The sequence below is a fragment of the Spirosoma pollinicola genome, from assembly GCF_002831565.1.
GTDB classification, from domain to species: domain Bacteria; phylum Bacteroidota; class Bacteroidia; order Cytophagales; family Spirosomataceae; genus Spirosoma; species Spirosoma pollinicola.
Map to the genome: position 1 here is coordinate 341,255 of NZ_CP025096.1, position 17,261 is coordinate 358,515.

At 49.2% G+C, this 17,261-nt stretch carries 12 protein-coding genes; 2 read left to right on the forward strand and 10 right to left on the reverse strand.

The features are described from left to right. Positions 1 to 336 (reverse strand): PKD domain-containing protein, encoded by a 336-nt coding sequence (locus CWM47_RS01400; RefSeq protein ID WP_100986015.1) that lies wholly within the window; start codon positions 334 to 336, stop codon positions 1 to 3. 157 nt (positions 337 to 493) lie between these two features. On the opposite strand from CWM47_RS01400, the gene CWM47_RS01405 reads away from it, so the two are divergent. Beyond that, a complete protein-coding gene (locus CWM47_RS01405; protein ID WP_100986016.1) occupies positions 494 to 4,198 on the forward strand; it encodes a PAS domain S-box protein in 3,705 nt (1,234 codons plus the stop codon). A gap of 74 nt (positions 4,199 to 4,272) precedes the next feature. Here CWM47_RS01405 and CWM47_RS01410 read toward each other — a convergent pair whose 3' ends face one another. The 3 genes from CWM47_RS01410 to CWM47_RS01420 all read right to left on the reverse strand — a co-directional run bounded on the left by CWM47_RS01410 (position 4,273) and on the right by CWM47_RS01420 (position 9,829). Further along, entirely contained in the window at positions 4,273 to 7,557 is a 3,285-nt protein-coding gene (locus CWM47_RS01410) for a CotH kinase family protein (RefSeq protein ID WP_170069397.1), read from the reverse strand. Positions 7,558 to 7,833: 276 nt separating this feature from the next. Then, positions 7,834 to 8,673 (reverse strand): KPN_02809 family neutral zinc metallopeptidase, encoded by an 840-nt coding sequence (gene ypfJ / locus CWM47_RS01415; protein ID WP_100986018.1) that lies wholly within the window; start codon positions 8,671 to 8,673, stop codon positions 7,834 to 7,836. Between the two features lie 100 nt (positions 8,674 to 8,773). After that, a complete protein-coding gene (locus CWM47_RS01420) occupies positions 8,774 to 9,829 on the reverse strand; it encodes an NADH:flavin oxidoreductase/NADH oxidase (protein ID WP_100986019.1) in 1,056 nt (351 codons plus the stop codon). Between the two features lie 81 nt (positions 9,830 to 9,910). On the opposite strand from CWM47_RS01420, the gene CWM47_RS01425 reads away from it, so the two are divergent. Further along, on the forward strand, positions 9,911 to 10,165 hold the full coding sequence (locus CWM47_RS01425) for a DUF6582 domain-containing protein (protein WP_100986020.1): 255 nt from the start codon (positions 9,911 to 9,913) through the stop codon (positions 10,163 to 10,165). Positions 10,166 to 10,276: 111 nt separating this feature from the next. Here CWM47_RS01425 and CWM47_RS01430 read toward each other — a convergent pair whose 3' ends face one another. The 6 genes from CWM47_RS01430 to CWM47_RS01455 all read right to left on the reverse strand — a co-directional run bounded on the left by CWM47_RS01430 (position 10,277) and on the right by CWM47_RS01455 (position 17,087). Then, the gene (locus CWM47_RS01430) at positions 10,277 to 11,383 is read right to left on the reverse strand and encodes an alpha/beta hydrolase (RefSeq protein ID WP_394341974.1); all 1,107 of its coding nucleotides are present in this window, start codon (positions 11,381 to 11,383) and stop codon (positions 10,277 to 10,279) included. Positions 11,384 to 11,418: 35 nt separating this feature from the next. Next, positions 11,419 to 12,462, reverse strand: coding sequence for a proline iminopeptidase-family hydrolase (locus CWM47_RS01435; RefSeq protein ID WP_100986021.1), 1,044 nt, complete (start codon positions 12,460 to 12,462; stop codon positions 11,419 to 11,421). A 211-nt stretch (positions 12,463 to 12,673) separates the two neighbouring features. Beyond that, positions 12,674 to 13,465: a 3-keto-disaccharide hydrolase gene (locus CWM47_RS01440; protein ID WP_100986022.1), complete on the reverse strand. Its 792-nt coding sequence runs from the start codon at positions 13,463 to 13,465 to the stop codon at positions 12,674 to 12,676. 118 nt (positions 13,466 to 13,583) lie between these two features. Further along, positions 13,584 to 14,786: a DUF2235 domain-containing protein gene (locus tag CWM47_RS01445; RefSeq protein WP_100986023.1), complete on the reverse strand. Its 1,203-nt coding sequence runs from the start codon at positions 14,784 to 14,786 to the stop codon at positions 13,584 to 13,586. Positions 14,787 to 14,889: 103 nt separating this feature from the next. Next, positions 14,890 to 15,702, reverse strand: coding sequence for a M90 family metallopeptidase (locus CWM47_RS01450; RefSeq protein ID WP_100986024.1), 813 nt, complete (start codon positions 15,700 to 15,702; stop codon positions 14,890 to 14,892). A gap of 11 nt (positions 15,703 to 15,713) precedes the next feature. Continuing rightward, positions 15,714 to 17,087: a DUF4403 family protein gene (locus CWM47_RS01455; RefSeq protein WP_100986025.1), complete on the reverse strand. Its 1,374-nt coding sequence runs from the start codon at positions 17,085 to 17,087 to the stop codon at positions 15,714 to 15,716. Positions 17,088 to 17,261 lie beyond the last annotated feature (174 nt).

Below are 17,261 nucleotides of genomic sequence, written 5' to 3' on the forward strand. Positions count from 1 at the left end.
TTAGTTCTGGACGGTAATTTGTTTGGTGGTCGTAAAATTATCGTCGCAGGAATTGGCGAGTACAAGGGTAACGGTGTAGGTACCTGCCTTGTCGTATGTGTACGTTACCCGGCTTCCAACGCGGCTTTTGCCTTTACCGTCGCCAGCGTCCCAACCCACAACACCAATATCGCCTTGTGGATTATCGAGAAAAAATGTAACATCTAATAAACCAACAGTATAGCCAATACCTGCCGAGGGTTTAGCACAGGTTGGAAACGTTTTTTTTGTCAGGTCGAACGGTTCACAGGCCATCATCGCCAGTAACACCAACAGGTAAATTGATCGTTTTAACATAAATGGGTTTAGTATTCTTAGCAAAGTAAACAATACTTGGGGAAACGTTTATGGTCTACACAACCCCGCATTGTGATTCATATCGAGAATAGCCGAATACCGGGATTTTTCGTAAATTTATAAAGTCCAACGACACATTAACTCACTGCCCTATTCCATGCGCTGGTCTGCCAAAACCAAAGATGAACTAGTAGCCGAAATTCAACGGCTTCAACACGAGCGGAACGACGTAGCCGTAACCGATACTGTGCCCGCTTTTGACGTTCGCCATACCGTTGACCAATTGAATCTGGTTGGCCTTACCATTGAACGTGACGGAACCCTCAGTTACGTAAATCCCTACACTTACCGTGTCACGGCCTGGCAACCGGAACACATTATCGGTCAGAATTTTTTCGACGTCTTCATCCTGCCTAACGACCGCGACCGACTCAAGACCGAGTTCGAGGAAGCACTGGCCAAAGGTGGTTTCCCGGAACAGAAAGAAATCATTATTCTGGCCCGAAGCGGAGCTTTACGCAGTGTTCAGGTTAACTCATTCATCCTGAACGGTACCGATAATCATGTCAGTTCGTTTACGATTATTGGTGAAGATGTAACCAACAAACGGCGGGTGGCCTCGGCGCTGTCGAACACCAATGCGCAGTTGCAGGATTTGGTGGATAACACCTCCGACCTGATCCAGTTACTGACCCTTGACGGTAAATTTATTTTCGTTAATCGGGCCTGGCGCGAAGCACTGGGATATAGTTCCGAAGAAATCTCGGCCCTTAACCTGCGCGACGTTCTCCATCCCGATTACGCCGAAAGTACCCTCGGCCTGCTCAAACGCATTCAGGAAGGTGATCAACTCCCCTATGTCGAAACGGTGTTCAGGACAAAATCCGGAAAAACACTGTTTCTGTCGGGGAGTGTCAACTGCCGCTTCGACAATGGTCGGCCAACGGCTTTCCGTTGCATCCTGCACGATACAACAGGCAAAATCCGGGCCGAAAAATCGCAGAAGCTCTATTATAGTATTGCAAACTGGACGATCAATACGCCTAACCTTGATGAGTTGTACCATCGAATTCATGAAGAACTGGGCAACATCATCGACGCCCGTAACTTCTTTATCGCCCTCTACGATGCCAGCAAAACGTATTTATCGTTCCCCTATTATGTCGATGAATACTTTGGTGGAAATGTGCGCTTCACGAAACGAAAGCTGGGTAACGGCCTAATCGAATACACGATTCTAGCCAACAAACCCCTGTTTTTATACGAAAAAGACATCCGGCAACTGGCTGATCGCGAACATGTTGATCTATATGGCCAGCTTCAGCCGCAGGTAATGCTGACCGCTCCGCTCCGTATTGGCGATGAGATTACGGGTATAATAGGCGTGAAATCATATGATGATGCCCAGACATACGGGCCTCGTGACCTCGAATTGCTGGAATTTATTTCGGGACAGGTGGCGCTGGCCATTGCCCGGAAGCAATCCGAAGCCCGTCTGGATAAGCAGAATGCCCGCCTGAACGCCATCTTCGACAGTAGCACCTACCTGATCTGGTCAGTCAATAAGGCATTGAAACTGACGTCGTTCAACAAAAACTACGCCCGCCTGATCGAGTACCAGCTAGATGAAATTCCATCTATCCAGACAAGTGCGCCCGACCTCGGCTGGCGTATGATAGGTAACGAAAACCGGAAACGGCTGGAAGAACGATATCGCCAGGCGTTTCGGGGGTTTGCGCAGAATTTTGAATTGTTCTTTGAAACGCCTAGGGGTGAGACCTATCTCGAATTCCACCTCAACCCGATTCTTCTGGCAGGCGGGGTAATTGACGAAGTGTCGGGTATTGCCCGCGACATTACCAACCGCAAACGGGCCGAAATCACTACCCGGCAGAGTGAAGAGAAATTCCGGGGTATTTTCGAGAATCTTCAGGATATATATGCCCGTGTGGATCGCAAAGGGCACATTACGATGATAAGCCCATCTATCTTTAAACGGATGGGTTACACCCCCGACGAAGTACTAGGGCAGGATATAACCCAATATTTCATCGACGAGAACGATATCCGCCACGCCATGTTCAAGCTTGGCCGGAATCGTAGTCTACGCAATTTTGAAGCCAGCATGCGCCGGAAGGACGGCAGTGAACGGCAGTTTATGTTTAACATGCTGATGCTCAATGATGGCACCAGCGAATCCAATCGAAGCAGCGATTCGGTTGTGGCTGTGCTGGCCCGCGACATTACCGAATTGAAAAAGCAATCGGCTGAGCTGGTGAAAGCGAAGAACGAAGCCGAACGCTCACTGAAAGTGAAAGAACAGTTTCTGGCCAACATGAGCCACGAAATCAGAACACCGATGAACGGCATCATCGGCATGATCGACCTGCTCAACGATACAAGCCTGGACGAAGAACAGCGTAGTTATGTCAAGACGGTGAAACGGTCGTCGGAAACGCTGTTAAATATCCTCAACGACATTCTGGATTTGTCGAAAATCGAGGCCGGGAAAATGGTTCTCCACGAGTCGCCGGTGGCGTTTAAGGAGATTTTCGAGAAACTCATTGCCCTCTTTGGGCAACAGGCCAATTCCAAGAACAATGAACTGACATACCATCTCGGGTCTGACCTGCCCACATTCGTCATTGCCGACCAAACGCGGCTATTGCAGGTGCTGTCCAACCTGACCTCCAACGCCATCAAATTCACCGAAAATGGTACTATCCGGGTCGAAGCAAAGCTGCTCAGCAAGCACGGTAAGTTCAACCGCATCCGAGTGTCGGTCAATGACTCAGGTATTGGTATTTCGACGCAGAATATCAACCTACTGTTCAATTCATTTAGTCAGGTCGATACCTCGTCGCGCAAATCATTCGGCGGTACCGGCCTGGGGCTAGCCATTTCGAAAGAGCTGGCCAGTTTGATGAAAGGTGAAATTGGCGTCGACTCAACCGTGGGCATGGGCAGTTCATTCTGGTTCACTATTGAACTTAAGGAAACCAGTATCAGCCCAACGCAACAGGCCACAGAGGTGGCCGAAATTGCCCTTGCCAACTTCTTCAGCGATTACCATCCAAAAGTGTTGCTGGTCGATGACAACGCCGTGAACCGGAAAGTTGCCAGCGAAATTCTGCGCAAATCAGGCTGCGTAGTCACCACGGCCGACAGCGGCCCGGCAGCCATAAACGAAGTTCAAAAAGCCCATGACCTGAAAGGGAAAGATGGTTTCGGCGGCTTCGATGTCATTTTCATGGACATTCAGATGCCCGATATGGATGGTGTCGAAACGACCCAAAATCTGCGCAAACAATTTGGTAGTCAACTGCCCATCATTGTGGCCATGACGGCCTATTCGATGCGCGAAGACCGCGAACGTTTCATCAGTCAGGGTCTCGACGACTATATTGCCAAACCGATTCGTGCTCAAAGTCTGATTGCCAAAGTGAAGGAACTGACCGATGCCAACCGGGCCAGGCAAGAGCCGGAGAAACCACTCTTACCCAAACCCGTTTCAACAATAGCAGACGTTAAGCTGCCAGTTATCGACGATGAAATTGTGGGGCAGCTCCGCGACATAGGTGGTCAGGAACTTGTCGACAGCATCATGGAAGAGTTCGTAACAGAGGCAAACGATCTGGTTACCGGGGCATTGTCGGCTTACGATCTCGGCGATATACCCACGGTGAAAAGCCATTTACACACCCTCAAAGGCAGTGCCGGAACCATTGGCGTAGCCCGTATGGCCGATATTGCCCGCACGGCCGAAGGCAAGCTTAAAGTAAATGATACCAGCGGTTTGTCGGACGCGCTCCAGGCGTTGAAACAGGCGTTTGATGAGTTCTTGGCCGAATGGAAAAAGTAGCGCTCTAAACCAGTGTTTTCAATCACCAGTCTCGCTGGCAAGTACCGGCTGACTGGTGATTACATGCCGACAAATCAAGGCTGCTGTATCAATAGTTTTGCCGTAGTGTTGTCATATTGAAGCCTGGCGTTGGTGCCAAATTGTACGCTTTTCGCCTGAGCATTGCCGATCGTCAGGTTGATAACATGGCCATTGTTTATCACGACATCGTCGCACACCGTGGGTATCCGGCCGCATGTCCAGGTGGCGGTGGTACTCCAGTTGCCGGAAGCCAGACTTTCGCATTTGCCCCGGCTCACGACGATGTCATCCAACCGTAATTGATCCCGCGACCCCGACGCACCCACACCTGTCCAGTAGTACTGCCATAGCAACTGAACATAGGGTTTATCAAGTAAGGTGGCGGGTAAACTGACCGGCCCAATAAGCTGGCTATGTCCGGCCGTGGCATTCCGCACATATTCGACGGGATTGTTCGAACCATCGAGTAGATCCTGAAACACACCACTATCCCCGATCCGGTAGCGTAACCGAATTCTATATTGACGGCTGTTGGGCGTAACGGTACCACCCCGCCATTGAACAGCCGCTTGTGTCAAACCCGTTGTTCGTATCGCCAGTAAAGCCCCGCCGAGTGCGCTGGCCGCATAACCTGTATTGCCTCCTCCGGTGTTGATAAACGAGATTCCATCAGCGCCAAGGCCATTGATACGGGTACTGCTGGTTAAGTTATAGGCCCCGGTAACGGTATCGGCAATGGTGGCCGATAAGGTAGGGTCAGTCTGATTCATGACCACAAACTGCATATTAGCCGGGTAAGTGGCGGCTGGTGCTGTGGCCGACCAGTTCGAAAAGTTGTATTCGCAGTTTAGCAGCGTAAACGATAACGGGTTGGAATTATAGGACTGATCCAGATCGAATACGGCCTGTAAACTCCGGTCAGCCGTAGGGTTAAAACTATAGGCCGTGTCTGTCGACACAACGGTGTTGCCCTCTTTCCAGGATTGGAATTTATAGCCCGCTTTAGCTTTGGCAACAACCCTGATGGCATTACCCTGAAAATAAATACCCGTCCAGGGGTAAGGTGTGCTGGATACGCCAACTGTGGTGGGCAATATATCGATGGTGTTGACTTTTACATAGCCCTGCGCTGTGTTGGAGACATTAACGGTCAGGCTGCGGTTGGCGGTCAGACTAAATTTATTCCGAAATTGATCGCGAACGTAGGGCGACCGCTGCTGTACAAAATTTTTGATATTGGTTATGTTAGCCAGCCAGCCATCGTAATTATTACCGGAAGGCCACCGGGCAAAATGTTCCTGCATATACGGCTGATAATTCTGCTGAAATGTGTTCAGTAAATCGACCGTTCGAGTGGGCAGAAATGTTGTGTTGAGCAGATCGGCGGAGCGGTTGATAAAGTAACTTCTGAATTCGGGAATATCCAGCAACCGTCTAAAAAACAAGGTGTACTGATTATCTTCAGTAGCGTTGTTAAGGGTTGGTTGCGTGTATGTGCCCACCAGGCTGAGGCCAAAATCCATGTCCTTCAACATCCATCGCCAGCGGCCATCCTGCCCCCGAGGTGCATTGGGTAGGTATTGACTGGTTCGTTTCCGCCAGTTCAATTGATTGTTATGCGGCCAGTCGGTGTTGGCCGCAAAGATCTCCGAGATTTCATAATCAGCTAAATTTTCGACATCGATTTTGGTTTTTGCGTAGGCATAATCAACAGGATTATTCTGGTTAAAATAGGTAACCAATGCGTTGTAGCTAACTAAATCGCCTTCATCGGCCGAAAAACCGGATCGGATATCGACCATATCCACACTATCCGGGTCAACACCGAAATTCCGGTTTATGTAGTACTTATCGTATCGCTCATCAAGATTATGTACACCCCAATATTCGCCATTCATAAACACGGCGCTCGGGCGGGTCGACTGGGTTTCGACGTTCAGATGGCGCACCATTGTTTGCATATACGAGTCGATGAGCATCGTATAGGCCCAGTCGTTGCCGCCACTTCGCAACAACAGCCGATTATAAAAAACAGAGGCTGGCCGATTGGAAAAGAAAGGATATTGGAAATCGCTGTCGCCATACAGCCGGACGCTTTTTCGGGGAAACAAGCGGGAACAGCCGCCGTGTATCCTCAAGCCAATTGGCTGATTAATTATTGACGAGTTATTGAGAAAGAACTCCACGTTGGCAGGCCGCTCCCAGTCGTCACCTTCCATCGTATAATTTCCCACTGTACACCCATCGACCAGCGTAGATGGGTTGGCCGTTCGAAAATTGTCGAACACGGCACCGGCCGTATAAATACCTGTATTATAGTCAAACAGATGCTTTTCGTTTAGCGAAATCGACACGACGGGAATTGAATAGCGTGTCGTAGAGGGCGTAATAAAATAGGTCTGGGTAACAACGTCGCTGGCAAGCGCATTGGCTTTGTAGGCCACGGCACGCACAACAGTCCCTTTGAAAACCGGATTAGGGGGAAAATAAGGTTGATACCCTGTCGACGAAAAATTATTGGTCGATGACTTTAGCGATACACTATTAGGGCTGCTCGTGCGGTCGCTAATGGGAAGAGGAGCACTATAGGCAAATGTTTTGTAAGAGCCTGTTAAAGTTGGCCCAAACGCTTGACCCGGTTGTTCGGGATAGCTGTTTTTGTAAGGAAAGGTAACTGCATTCGTGTTTGTCGGATTAGGGTCGGAGCCATCCATTGTATAATAGATGGTTACCGATGGGTCTGTTGAGCCGATGGACAGGTTGAAATTGCTGGTATAAAAGCCCCCCGGTTGCGAAAAAGTTGGCGCAGTCAGAAATTGAGGATAGCCTGTTTTGCCATTATTGGATGCTCCGGGGCTCGTATTCGCTCCCTGAAAATAGAGCCAATTGGCATTGCCATCCGGTTGGCGCCCCCGCGAAACATCGGTCCGTTGAGCACCAAACGTGGTGCTATCCACGACCGTGACCCCATCAGCTCTATACAAACCGATCTGTTCGCCCTCTGCTCCCAGTTTCCAGCTAACATGAAGCGGCCCCCTGGTAACTTCTCCACTAGCCCACATAATCAGGTAGCCATTTGCGGGAATAATCGTTTGGGAGGAACCCGTTGGAATTTGGTACTTGGTAGGATTGCTTAAGTTATCCGTGATGTAATAGCCACCAATGTTAACTGAAACCGAGTTCGGATTATAAATTTCGAACCAGTCTTCATGAGCACCTGTCGCATCACTTATCGACTGGCTATTGGAGGCCATCAGCTCATTGATATATAGCTGCTGGCTATACCCAACACGGTAAAATCCTGCTAGAAGAAAAAAACATAGTAAATTCTTTTTCATAATTATAGTATACATTATGGTGGGCTTTAGTATATTTTATTGAATAAAATATACTATTAAAATATTGAGTAACAAATAATACACCTAGTAGTTACTTTTTGACATTTTACACCATTTTCCTAGTGTACGGCCCTTATATCATCTACTTCTCAGCAGAGTTGATGACACACGCAGTACCAGAGTGGGCAGATGCTGATGAATTTATGGATGGATATGGCACAAAAAAAAGCCGACCCTAATGAGGCCGACTTTCTTGTATGCAGTAAATCGGTGTGCTTATAAGTTGGCGTCTTCGCGACTGTTGAACGTATCGCCCTGATTAATGTCGCCGGTTTTTAGACCTTTCGAGAACCAGTATACGCGCTGGGCGGAGGTGCCGTGCGTAAACGCATCCGGGACAACTGTTCCCTGGGTTTCCTGTTGAATGCGATCATCGCCAATGGCATTGGCAGCAGTCAGCGCACTTTCAACGTCGTTTTTATCAATAGAAATACTTTGTCCCTGAGCATGATTAGCCCACACACCCGCAAAGAAATCGGCTTGAAGTTCGAGCCGGACAGAAACCTTGTTATATTCTTTTTTGCTCAGGCGACTGCGTTGCTCATCCACTTTGTCCATAATGCCTAGTTGCTTCTGGATGTGGTGCCCCACCTCGTGAGCAATAACGTAGGCCATCGCAAAATCCCCCGGTGCGTTGAACCGTTCTCGAAGCTCATCGTAAAACGATAAGTCAATGTACAACTTCTGATCGGCGGGGCAGTAAAATGGTCCCGATGCCTGCGAAGCCGTTCCGCAGCCCGACTCAGTCATATTACGAAACATCACGAGTGTTGGGCTACTATATTGGGACCCCTGATCGGCAAACAACTTTTTCCAGACATCTTCTGTACTGGCCAGCGTTTTACGGGTAAATGCAGCGGCTGCGTCATCGGCTTGCTGGTTCACCGGTTCCTGACTAGACGAACTCTGTAAAATTTGTGACGGATCGCCACCCAGCAACATGACGATTACGGCAATAACGACCGAACCGATGCCCCCGCCAACGAGCAGTCCGCCACCACCACTCCCCCGGCGATCTTCAACATTATCACTTTCACGTCCTCCTAACCAGCGCATGATTTCTTATAGTTTACGAACAAATGGATTGTTCTCGTTTGACTTCTGATGGCAAGATTACTATTTCTAGGGACAAAATGTTTACATCCACCTCAATTATTCATCGGGGTTTCGCGCGTTCATACTGTATCGGCCAGGTCACTGCATCGCCGAGCGTATGGGCCGCATGCAACGGAAAATACGGATCACGTAAAAATTCACGGGCCAGCAGAATCAAATCGGCCTGCCCATCTGTCAGGATTTTATCGGCCTGTTCGGCGGTGGTAATCAACCCAACGGCGGCTGTTTTAATACCGGTTTCCTGTTTGATACGCTCAGCAAAAGACACCTGATAGCCTGGACCAACCGGAATTTGGGCATGAGCCACATTACCCCCCGTCGATGTATCGATCACATCAACCCCTTTTTCTTTTAATACCGCCGACAACTTTATAGACTCTTCCGGCGTCCAGTCGGTGGCGGATATACGCACAAAAATTGGCAAGTCCGATGGCCATACCGTTTGGACGCGTTCGATAATTTCGAGTAAAAAACGAATACGATTCTCGAATGAGCCGCCATACTGATCGGTACGCTGGTTGCTCAACGGAGACAGAAACTGGTGCAGCAAATAACCGTGTGCGGCATGCAGCTCGATAACCTGAAAACCTGCCGATACTGACCGTTCGGTAGCTGACACAAAATCGGCTCGTACTTTTTCCAGCCCCTCATCGGTGAGCGCCAGCGGTTCGGGACTCTCGTCGCTAAATGGTATGGCGCTGGGTGCTACGGTTTGCCATCCCTGTTCATCTGTTGGAGAGATTCCCTTACCACCCTCCCACGGGCGTTGCGTGCTGGCCTTCCGCCCGGCATGTGCCAGTTGAATTCCCGCCACAGCACCCTGTTGTTTAATAAATTGGGTGATCCGTTTCAAGCCGTCAATGTGTTCATCTTTCCAGATACCCAGGTCGTTAGGCGATATACGGCCTTCGGGCGAAACAGCCGTTGCCTCGGTAATAATCAGGCCCGCGCCCCCAACCGCCCGACTCCCTAAATGCACCAGGTGCCAGTCGGTCGAGAAGCCGTCTTCGCTGGAATACTCGCACATGGGCGAGACAACAAGGCGGTTTTTGAGTTGGATGCTTCGAAGGGTAAGCGGAGAAAAAAGAGCAGACATATTCGTTAGTTGCGACGTTACTCCTGATAAACATTCATTGGCGATTATCGTTAGAAATACCACAACAAAAACTCAATTGATATGGCAAGCGATTCGAAAATTGACAAACGAGATGATGTGCTTCCAACAGAAGGTGAGCACAAATATGGCGACGTTGATTTCGCCGACCGGACGAACAAAAAGTACCCTATCGACACGCCTGAGCACGTTCGGGCGGCATGGAGCTATATTAACCACAAAGACAATGCCGCCAAATATGATGCCGACGAAGTGGATGTGATTAAAGAGCGCATCAAAAAAGCTGCGAAAAAACACGATGTTCATATTGAGGAGTAAGAAGTAATGACTTGACAAGTTAAATGCCCCAACGCCCGGTTTATCTAACCGGGTGTTGGGGCGTTTTTGCATTATGCTATGAGACAGCTTTTCAGATTAACCGATATCTCCTCACTTTTCCTTCCCTCCTTTCACCAGTTCCGTCGATAGGTTTGCGGTGAAGAACGGCAGCATCTTCTGTTCAATGCGCTCGGCAATTCGGTTGATGTGGTCGCCGTCGTATTCTTCGTAGGTATGTACAATTTTGTAGTTGGTGAGCATACCATCCAGCACTTTGTTGGTGGCGGCTATTGTCGCGTCTTTTGAGCCTGCATCGAACGCCAGCGCGTGCAGTTGCCTTATGTTGCCAATATTCTGGTCGAGGGTAGCGAGGGGTGCGTTGGCCGCCCATTTGGCCGTAACCAGTGGCTGCGGCTCACCTTCTTTAGTGGGTAGGTCCAGAAAGAACGGGGCATTTGTCGGGTTGGGCGACCAGGAGGCTGCCGAAGCAAACATGGCTTTCGTGCCAAAATCCGCTTTTTGCAGGTCGGCCACAGTCTTCACCGCTTCCATGCGGCTCACCATTTGCGGGTTACCCGGCATGTTAGGCGTCATGCAGCAGGGACTCAGCAGGTATAGACTGGAGAAAATTTCGGGGTGTTTCTGCCCAATGCGGATGGTGCCGTAGCCCCCCATCGAATGCCCCGCCAGCCCCCGACTGGCCGCTTGCGGAATTGTCCGGTATTTTTCGTCCATATAAGCCACCAGCTCTTTGGCTACATAATCTTCCCAGTTGCCAATCGTTACCGAGTTGGAGTACATGCTGCCAAAATACCGGTTGTCGGCGTTTGGTGTCACAATGATAAACTCCCCGGTTTTGCCATCGGCCAGCGTTTTATCCGCCACGGCAGGCAGATTAATCCAGTGCTTCGTGAATCCGTACCATTTATCGTCGCTGTCTGTAAATCCATGCAGAAAATAGATAACGGGATAATGCCGCTTCTTATCGGTCTGGTAACTGGGCGGCAGGTATACAGACACGTCGCGGTCGGGCGAATCGCCGGCGAGGTTGCCCTCCAGCCCTTTGCCGTGTACTTTGATGCGCTCGACCTTACCGGTCTTCATCGGGTTGGTCTGACTATATCCTGGGGCAGCTCCCGCCAAAGCAGCCAACAAAAACAGGATCCGACATAAACGATTCAAGGATATAAATTGATGACTCATGGGACGTTTGTTCATGTCGATAGAAGAAAGATAAGCGCCGTTTTTACTTCTCACAGACTTACCTTCTTCTCTCCGGTATCCACGCCTTTTATGAATTTGATCAGCCCCTTCATGTATGTTTTCTGGTCATCGTACATGGCCATGTGGCTACCGTTGGGGCAATAGAGGTAGCTGCCGTTGGGCAGTTGAGTAGCCATCCATTTCATGTGTTCGGGGTCCATCGTGTCATACTTCGCCCCAATTGTTAATGTGGGTGCCGTAATTTTAGGCAGCTCGGCCTTGACATCCCAGTTGGTCAGGTTGCCCGCAATCCCGAATTCACTTGGCCCCTGCATGGTTACATACAGCGACTGGTTTGATTTGCCCAGCGCGCGTGTCATGGGTTCGGGCCATTGGTTCAGAGGAATACGGCAGATGTGTTTGGCATAAAAGTTCGGCATGAGTAACTCCATATACCGGGGACTCGTATACGCACCTTTGGCTTCAATGTCATTTACCTCTTTTACTACGGCGGGGTCCATCTGTTTAGCCAGTACATTATCGGCATATTTGCCGTAGTCGGGACAACTGGACATCATATTGGAGATCACCAGTCCCTTCAGATTCTTGCCATATTTGAGCGCATACTGCATGGCCAGAATCCCGCCCCAGGAGTGGCCCAGCAAATAAAAGTTATCGGGGGTGAGGTTCAGGGCAGCACGAACCTGCTCAACCTCTTCCACGTATCGGGGCAAACTCCAGAAGGTGGTGTCATTAGGGTTATCTGAATTACCTGTACCTAACTGGTCGTAGTAAATGAACTCGATACCTTCGGCGGGCAGGAAGCTTTCCATCACCTCAAAGTATTCATGCGTAGCACCGGGTCCGCCGTTGAGGAGCAGCAATTTGATTTTCGGGTTATTGCCAAAGCGCTTCGTCCAGACGTTAAAGGTGCGATTAAGCGTCTTGATCGGAATAATCCGTACGCCCCCATCAGCTACACCACTGGTATCTGAAGAGAAATACGTTTTCAACGTGTCTGTATCCGTATTCCCTGAGCGGCAAGCCGAAACCAGAAAAGTCGTGCAAACCAGTAGAATGAAGAGGTGTTTCATTATAAAAATGGCTAAAGATGAGTACATTGGCAAGTATACACATCTTTAGCCATTTCTCCAGATACTGTTCTTTCGTTTGACAGTAGCCCGGCAGCGCGAACGCATCCAGTGTCAACTTTCAGACAAAATGAACACTGGTTATTTTGTCAGCATGATAAAAAGCGCCTGAATCGACTTAAAAAAAGTCAACCAGCTTCTTGCCTCGTACAGCTTAAAAATCGGTGTTAGGCTGCTTTATATCCATTGGCTTGATCCAGATATTGCGGTAGAACACATCGTGTCCTTCGGCTTGTAGCTTGATGCCGCCGGGTGTATCGGTCACGCCTTTGCCACCATCGTTACCCCCGTCGATACCCGAATTGGGGCCACCCCACACCTGGGTTATTTTCTGATTGGTGTGTGCTTTTTTACCGTTCAGATACATCGTTACCATAGCGGGCTCGGTACGTTTGCCATCGGTGAACCGGGCCGCCCGAAATTGAATATCATAGGCGTTCCATTTCCCAATGCCCGTATAGAGTTTATAGGGTGATGGCGATTCGTTGATTACAGCACCCAGGCCATGAGTAGTCGTGTCGCCGTCAAAAATCTGAATCTCGTAGCGATTCTGGAGGTATACGCCACTGTTGCCACCCGCCTTGCTCACGTAGAACTCCACATGCAGCCGAAAATCGCGGAACGTTTCCTTCGTCACAATATCGGCGGCACCGTAGAGGCCGCCCGCAGCGGCCGGATCATTGGTATTCATGACCGTGCCGTTGCCCGCAGGATCTTTTTCGATCTGCCATTTAATAGGCATACTTGCTTTAAGCCGTGGCCCCTCCCAGTACACCCACTTTTCGTCGAGCATCTTCCTCGACCCGTCAAAAAGCACTTCGGCTTCTTTTGGTGCTTTGGTACCAACGCCTAGCGGCTCTTTGACCAGTGGGACCATAGCTACAGTTAAAATAATCATAACTACGTCCGGAAGGAAGGCATACAGTTTTTTAGCGGAGCGTTTCATTGAGTCAAAATTGATTTGATATGTATCCTATGGTAAGGAAGCCGGGCGCAGTATTTACTTATATCGACCCTGAATACTGTGGCTGCCCGATGGATACAGACCAGAAACCCTGCTTACATCAAAACCCTTTTTCAACGTGGTGTTTTTGGGGCAGACTCACTTTATACGGTTTCTTACAGATAACTGACTTTTGCCGTTCAATAGCACTTTCAGCAATGACGGGCACAATACCTACTTTCGTACAGATCTCTTCGAGGTTACGAATCCCTTTTTGAAACAATACCCGTTTTATCCAGCGGGTTCGTTCATCCCGAATTTCGCCATAAAACGTATCGGCCTGTGTATACCGGGTTAAGTATGAATCCGAGAATTTAAGGCCATGCTGTTTCGCCTGTTCCACCATCCAGAGCAGCGCATTATCTGACAGGCCCGAATCGGCATAACCTCCACCAACATTACTGTGAATACCCGTAAACCACACCTGCTTAACACATTGATGAGATTGCAGGCTGGTTTCATCCCAGAGGGTTGGCAAAAACGCCCGCCTGTTTTCGTCGATAGACAGCGCGTGATAGGCCGCTTTCACCTTACTATTGAGCCCCACGTTCAGAAAGCGATAATTCCCTAATAACCACTTCGACAGGCGTTCCGACACTGTTTTGCCGAGTAACCATTCCGGAATCAGCAAGGGTATTCCCAACGAGCCTACTGTATCCCAAACGCCAATCATTTCGATATGGGGCTCATAACAGTCATGCTTGCTTTTATAATCGCTGACGACATGATCGCTTTGTTCTGCTTTCAGCCGTTTGTAAGCCAAACGAAGTTGGGCGAGGTGGTCAATCGACTGGTTAGCCTGCGTTGTTGATGTCTCCTGAGGGCGATTGTCTTCGGTTGTAATGGCTGGCTTGTCTGCTTGTGCCGGGTCAGTTGGTTTAGGTTGGGCAAGGGCTTTGTTTGTCAGGGCTTTGTCGATACCAAACTGGCCAATCAGCCCCGCCAGACTCCGTACTGTATAGGCCCCGCGACTAAAGCCAAAAAGGAAAATTTTGTCGCCGGGCTGATAGCGTTCGGCAATAAAATGATAGCATTCAAAAATATTATGAAGCAACCCATTGCCCGTAAGGCCACCCATAAACCGGTCCAACCCTTTCCCGGTGCCAACGCCGAGATCATAGAAAATATCCTCTTGCCCCTCGGCTTTCGCCAGGGCCAGCGCACGGGCAATTTTTACAACATTGGTAGGTACCAGACTCCCCCGGTCAAGTTGTTCGGGGTCATTCCAGGTGCCATCGGCACAAACAATAATATTCTTACTCATGGTGCAGTTTTTTTCAGATCAAAAACTACTGAAAAGTAGCATCCAGCGGGCGAGTAATTTATTTACCGTACATGATTCTGTACGAGTGTATTTATTCCATTGGTTATGAACCCGTTTCGGGCGCGGATGAGTCTACTGATTTATCCATTTCTGCCGGATTCTGCCGGAATATTTCTTCCAGCCGGGCAAAGAGTTCAGGGTGGTTTTTCTCCAGCAAATCCGGGCGTTTGAAAAAGTATTCGGACACAACGGCAAAGAACTCTGCTTCGTTCGTGATGCCATACGGGTTGATGTCTGACTGATTAGCTTTTATCTCACCAATACTCTTATGTATAAGTTGCACCCAGGGCTTTACATGCTCTTTTTCAAGCAGGTTTTCCGGAATTCCGTCGGTAGCTCCATCCGTTTTATCGAGCAGGTGAACAAACTCGTGAATACCCGTATTTTCTTTGCTGGTGTCGTTGGCAAATCCTTCATACAGCGCCGGCTTTGACAGGACCATTGTACTCTGCAAAGCTCCGCCCTCACCCACCATACCCAGAATATTCCGGTCATCGCCGGTGGTTTGGTAATCGGCATTGAAGCGGTCTTCGTAGAGCAACACATTGGTAAGCGGGTAATACCAGTCATCAAAACCAAAAATGGGAATTATCGCACTACTGGCTACCAGGATCTTATCGACATCATTGATGGTTGTGCCGACTCCTTCCACTGTGGTGGTAGCCAGGAACCGGCTCACCCGATCTTCAAATACCGTTTTCCTATCGTCCGAGAGTGCTTTGTAGTACGAAACGTGTTCCTGCAATAACTGAGGATACGTGGCGAGCAAAGGCTCAACGGGCGTCCGTTTCTGACTCATGTATTGCCAGCCAAACCAGCCTGCCACGAGTAGTGTGATGCTGACGAAGAGTACCATGTTCGATTGGTTTATAGTTGATTTACCTTCACCTTTACCTTCGATTTCACAAAAATTAGCGCCTGGATACCATCAGGTCGAATAGCTATTTTTTGGGGTACAAACCGAAATGTTTGAATACTCAGATCCGTCTTTTTACCTGGTCCTCCCTGCTCAAACGCTTTGTCAATTGCCTGGGGCAGTTTGGCGATATCATCGCCCAGCGGAATTGTCAGCAGGCTTTCCAGCAATTTCCGAAGTCCGGAATGCCAAATGGAATCACTGCCTTTGGGGAGCACCTTCCAGGTTTCCGAGTCGAAATCCAGATTACTGATGTGCAGTGTGTTGGTTAGTGTATCAAATACGGGTCGGCCCCGCAAATAGACCGTTCCATCCATCAATCCGCTCACATCGGCTTTAACAATAAGAGCATGCTGACCGCCATATACCGATAGGGTATTGATCGTCAGGGAGCCAAGAGCCAGTTTTTTGTTTCTGTTATTGGTTGTTACGGCCAGCATACGATTGATGTCGGCATAGGGGATAAAGCTCATCAGGTGCAGATCGGAGGTTTGCGAAACAGTATCCCGTTTCTGCAACTGAGGCAGGGGCGTCCTTGCATGTTTCGGCTCGCTGGGCTTCAACTCGGTTTGTGTCTCAACGGCAATCCGGATATGCGTGGTTAGTTGGTTACCATTGCCCGTAACCGGACCAGCTGCCACACTGATAGGCCTGGGCGTGAGCCAAAGACCATATTCCTTATTGATCAGCAATGGATTCTGCAGATCGTGCCAGATTGGCTTCACCATCTTGTCAAAACGCAATTGGGTATGAACGGCCGAGTCGATGGCCATTTCTATGTCCGTTTTGTGCTTGTCCAGTATATTCTGAACGATATTCGTCAGGGAGATTCCTGCTAGTTTAGGCTGAACGATCCATTTGTAATCTGTAAAGGTGGTACGGCTCCCTAATCGCCAGTTGGGCGTTACGCTGATTGGGCTTTTGAAGTTAACGTCTATCGCGCAAAAGGGGGTTTTAGGTGCTGCGGTATCCCGGCTAAACGGTTTTGTCAGCCACATTTGGATGGGTGCGGATAGCTTTATCTGCTGATCGGCATACTCAACATGCACGGGTCCCAGGCGTTTTACCCGAAACGAAATAATACCTTTTGTCTTGCCGTCTTTTGTCTGCTTCCCCACCAGAACGGGGTCCAGCTCTTTGTTGATCTTATTTTCCAATTCACGAAGCTGAAAGGTAATCGGGCCAGCCAAATACGAGAGAGCGGGTGGAATGGGTGGGTCAAACCCTTCGGCTTTGGGCGCTTCTGGCTTTACTTTCTGGCATTCAGCCAGAAGAAACATAAGTCCGAGGCCAATAAAATAGTAACGAAATGGTGGTGTTTTCATTAATGGTGGTAGGCGTCAGTTAACTGTAAACCACGACTTTTTTACAACCCGACTATGGAATAACTGATGTTTCGGTTAGGATGTTTTCACCTTCCCTATACGCAGAAACAATGAAGGCCCGCCACTGGCGAGCCTCATGTAGTACCGACCGTCCCGGTCGGGTGAGAAATGTTA

Coding starts and splice junctions, on each gene's coding strand:
- CWM47_RS01450 (WP_100986024.1), bottom strand. CDS start 15,702: ATGGTACTCTTCGTCAGCATCACACTACTCGTGGCAGGCTGGTTTGGC.
- ypfJ (WP_100986018.1), bottom strand. CDS start 8,673: ATGCGCTGGTTAGGAGGACGTGAAAGTGATAATGTTGAAGATCGCCGG.
- CWM47_RS01400 (WP_100986015.1), bottom strand. CDS start 336: ATGTTAAAACGATCAATTTACCTGTTGGTGTTACTGGCGATGATGGCC.
- CWM47_RS01435 (WP_100986021.1), bottom strand. CDS start 12,462: ATGAAACACCTCTTCATTCTACTGGTTTGCACGACTTTTCTGGTTTCG.
- CWM47_RS01405 (WP_100986016.1), top strand. CDS start 494: ATGCGCTGGTCTGCCAAAACCAAAGATGAACTAGTAGCCGAAATTCAA.
- CWM47_RS01455 (WP_100986025.1), bottom strand. CDS start 17,087: ATGAAAACACCACCATTTCGTTACTATTTTATTGGCCTCGGACTTATG.
- CWM47_RS01425 (WP_100986020.1), top strand. CDS start 9,911: ATGGCAAGCGATTCGAAAATTGACAAACGAGATGATGTGCTTCCAACA.
- CWM47_RS01420 (WP_100986019.1), bottom strand. CDS start 9,829: ATGTCTGCTCTTTTTTCTCCGCTTACCCTTCGAAGCATCCAACTCAAA.
- CWM47_RS01430 (WP_394341974.1), bottom strand. CDS start 11,383: ATGAACAAACGTCCCATGAGTCATCAATTTATATCCTTGAATCGTTTA.
- CWM47_RS01440 (WP_100986022.1), bottom strand. CDS start 13,465: ATGAAACGCTCCGCTAAAAAACTGTATGCCTTCCTTCCGGACGTAGTT.
- CWM47_RS01445 (WP_100986023.1), bottom strand. CDS start 14,786: ATGAGTAAGAATATTATTGTTTGTGCCGATGGCACCTGGAATGACCCC.
- CWM47_RS01410 (WP_170069397.1), bottom strand. CDS start 7,557: ATGAAAAAGAATTTACTATGTTTTTTTCTTCTAGCAGGATTTTACCGT.